At 60.0% G+C, this 3,690-nt stretch carries 3 protein-coding genes and 1 pseudogene; all 4 read left to right on the top strand.

What is annotated here, in order from left to right:
- Positions 1-1,303, top strand: a 1,303-nt coding sequence (locus AC1DLB_RS24610) for a DUF1631 domain-containing protein (RefSeq protein WP_477785803.1), incomplete at its 5' end; no start/stop codon positions are given.
- Positions 1,304-1,367: 64 nt separating this feature from the next.
- Positions 1,368-1,943 (top strand): 1,6-anhydro-N-acetylmuramyl-L-alanine amidase AmpD, encoded by a 576-nt coding sequence (gene ampD / locus AC1DLB_RS24605; RefSeq protein WP_018929494.1) that lies wholly within the window; start codon positions 1,368-1,370, stop codon positions 1,941-1,943.
- Complete coding sequence (gene ampE, locus AC1DLB_RS24600) at positions 1,940-2,776, top strand: regulatory signaling modulator protein AmpE (protein ID WP_477785802.1); 837 nt, start codon at positions 1,940-1,942, stop codon at positions 2,774-2,776. Before ampD ends, ampE begins: the two co-directional genes overlap by 4 nt.
- Before the next feature lie 197 nt (positions 2,777-2,973).
- A pseudogene (locus AC1DLB_RS24595) lies at positions 2,974-3,690 on the top strand (methyl-accepting chemotaxis protein); the annotation flags it as partial.

The following is a 3,690-nucleotide window of genomic DNA, read 5'->3' as shown; positions in this document are numbered from 1 at the left end:
GCGACTGCTCTCGCACTTGCAGCAATATGTGCCGGCGCTGGCGGTTCAGGACGACTTCGACCTGCGTAACCAGCTCGAACTGCTGCTGACCCGGGTCAGCGTCAAAAGTGGCAGGTCGCGGGTGGTCGGGGTGGCTGATGAAGACGTGATCAACCTGATCGCCATGCTCTTCGAATGCATTCTCGATGACCGCAACCTGCCGGACTCCCTCAAGGCGCTGATTGGCCGCTTGCAGATTCCGATGCTGAAAGTCGCAGTGCTCGACAAGAGTTTTTTCAGCCGCAGCAGCCATCCCGCCCGGCGCTTGCTCAACGAAATCGCCGCGGCGGCCATGGGCTGGGGCGAGTGCGATGACCATCAGCGCGACAGTCTGTACCTGCGCATTGAGCAGGTGGTGCAGCGCTTGTTGAACGACTTTGTCGATGACCCGGCGATCTTTTCCGAACTGCTGGCGGATTTCCTCGCCTTCACCCATGACGAGCGTCGTCGCAGTGAATTGCTGGAGCAGCGCACCCGAGACGCCGAAGAAGGACGCGCCAGGACCGAACTGGCCCGTCAGCGCGTCGAGCAGGTGTTGAATCAGGTGTTGGTGGGCAAGGTTTTGCCGCACAGCGTGGTGGTGTTTGTTCAGGAGGCCTGGAGCAAAGTGCTGTTGCTGACCGGCCTCAAGCACGGTGATCAGTCCGCCGAATGGCACGCCGATGTGCAGACCATGGAGCAGTTGATCTGGAGCGTGCAGCGCCATGACGAACCCGATGCGAGCCTGCGCTTGTTGGCGCTGGTGCCAGGGTTGCTCAAGTCATTGCGCGATGGGCTGAACAGCTCGGCATTCGACCCGTTTGCTACCAGCGAGTTTTTCAGCGAGCTGGAAGCCCTGCACGTTCAACTGTTTGAACGTCCGAGCCTGAACAGCACGCCTGTCGAGGGGCCGATAATGGTCGAAGTGCAGGAGGAAATCGTGCTTCGCACTGCTGACGAAGGCCCGGTCGAAACGGCCTCGGTGCGTTTGCCGGAGGATGATGCCGCGCTACTGCAAGTCGATCAACTGCGCCCGGGGGGCTGGGTCGAGTTTCAGGAAGACGAGGAAAACACCCTGCGTTGTAAATTGACGGCAATCATTGAATCCACCGGCAAGTACATCTTTGTCGACCGTACCGGAATGAAAGTGCTGGAGCGCAACCGTACCGGCCTGGCCCTGGAGTTTCGGCGTGGCGCGGTGCGCACGCTGGACGACACCTTGCTGTTCGATCGGGCGCTGGAATCGGTGCTGGGCAACCTGCGGCGTCTCAATCGCGGCAAGTGATCGCGCGCCGAGGGTCTATCGCGGCATACTGGGCGCCAACACAGTCGTCGTTGAAGGAGCCTGTATGCAGTTGGACCCCGCGAGTGGTTGGTGTCAGGGTGTGCGTTTATGCCCTTCGCCCAACTTCAATGCGCGCCCCGAGGGCGAGATTTCCCTGCTGGTGATCCACAACATCAGTCTGCCGCCCGCGCAGTTTCTGACCGGCAAGGTGCAGGAATTTTTCCAGAATCGTCTGGATGTCACGGAACATCCCTACTTTGCAGGGATCGCCGACCTGCGGGTGTCTGCGCACTTTCTGATTGAACGTGACGGCACCGTCACTCAGTTTGTCTCTTGTCTTGAGCGCGCCTGGCACGCCGGCGTTTCGTGTTTTGAGGGACGGGAAACCTGTAACGATTTTTCCGTGGGCATCGAGCTTGAAGGCACGGATGATCTACCGTTTACCGATGCGCAGTATCAGGCGTTGACGACTCTGACCCGACAGCTGCAAAGCGCCTTCACGGGCATCACCGCGCAACGTATCTGTGGGCATAGCGACATTGCACCCGGGCGCAAGACTGATCCGGGACCGGCGTTTGACTGGGCGCGCTATCGTGCGGACCTGGCAAAAGCCGCTCAGGAAGAAGAGGAGCAACAATGAGTTTTCTGGTGCTGCTGTTAGCGGTCTGGATCGAGAAATTCTCGGCCCTGCGCCATCGGGTTCAACGTGATGCGGGTTGGGTGCGTGAGCTGAACAAGCTTGAAGTGAGCCCACGCATGACCAACCGTCCGTGGCTGATACTGGTGGTGCTGGTGTTGTTGCCGGTGGCGCTGCTGGGGTTGCTGTTGGTGGTGCTGGACCCGGTGGCCTATGGCTTGCTGGCGTTGCCCGTGCACCTGTTGGTGGTGATTTACAGTCTGGGGCGTGGCGATCTGCTGGCCGGCCTGGGGCCCTTTCGCGATGCCTGGCGCCGGGAAGACCTGCAGGCTGCCGCCCATGTGGCCAAACGCGACCTGGATATCTGCGCCGACAGTGGCGAGYAACTGCTGGAGCGGGTGCAGGGGCATTTATTGTGGGAGGCCTATCAGAGCTTTTTCGCGGTGATCTTCTGGTACTTCCTGTTGGGCCCGGTCGCGGCCCTGAGCTATCGATTGCTGGCGCTGGCCGAAGAGCATGGGCAGAACCCGGCTGTGGTCGAGCGCGCGACACAACTGCGCCACGCGTTCGATTGGGTGCCGGTGCGGTTGCTGGCGGCGAGCTTCGCGCTGGTCGGCAACTTTGTCGCGGTCAGCCGGGTGATGCTGCATGAACTGCTGAATTGGAACATCAGCGCCGCCCAACTGATCGAGAAGGTCGGGCTGGTGGCCGGTGAAATTCCGGCGCCGGTGGTCGGCCCGGACGGCATCAACAGCCTGGACCGGATCTGGGAACTGCTGCTGCGCGCGGCAGTGCTTTGGTATGCCGGTTTTGCGTTGTGGACTGTTTTGTCCTGACTCCAATCTACGGACGCTTTTGTGGCGAGGGGGCTCGCCACAGGGGCTCATCCGCTCCAACAACGGCGACCTGTCGTTAACCTTAAGTTACAAAACCTCCCTCCGATTTAGGCTATACAGAGGCAGCGCCAATAGTGGCTATCTGCTGTCTCTGCGCGCCTGCCAATAAAAATAAGAAATCAAAGGGAGACTTCACAGTGAAGAGCTTGCTCTATCCCGCCGTCGCGCTGATGAACCGCCTGAGCTTCGGCATGAAGTTCAGCCTGATCAGCGCGCTGTTCCTCGTACCGATGCTGGTGACCAACTTCTATCTGGTGCGCGACTCCTATCGCGAATTCCAGGGCACCCGGATCGAGTTGCAGAGCCTCGACCTGTTGGGCAGCGGCCTGAGCCTGCGTCGGGACCTGGAGACCCTGAACAACCTGGTACAGATCAACGTCACTCTGGGCCAGTCCGGCAAGGCCAATCATGTCGAATCGACGATAAGTGCCCTGGAGCAAAGCGTCCTGAGCCGTTTGCAGGGGCTGGCGGCGATGACCACTGACCCGGAGCAAATCACGTTTTTCGATGGTAAACGCGATGAAATGATCGCCGCGTTCAAGGTCCAGCAAGCGGAAAACTCCCTGCAAAGCAAAAGTGCGCTGATCGGCAAGTTGCTCGGCAGCGCGCAGATTTTCAGCCAGATCATCGCCAGTCAGGCCGGCCTGAGCCGCGACAGCCAGAGCGACATGCGTCAGCTGAGTGAACTCATTACCAACGTCACGCCGGCCGTCACCCAGACACTCGGCGAGGGCCGAGCGATGGGGTCCTACTCGCTGGGGCAGGGTTTTCTCAATTCGGCCTCGAGTACCCGATTTGATGAGTTGCTGGCGCAGATCGAGAAACTTCAGGCCGAATACGGCCTGAAGTTGAAG

Source organism: Pseudomonas sp. 05N434, assembly GCF_056396965.1.
The sequence above is the reverse complement of the archived record's forward strand: the minus strand, read 5'-3'. Positions and strand labels throughout refer to the sequence as shown.

Excerpts from the sequence above, each read along its gene's own strand:
- ampD (WP_018929494.1), top strand. The coding sequence starts at position 1,368 with ATGCAGTTGGACCCCGCGAGTGGTTGGTGTCAGGGTGTGCGTTTATGC.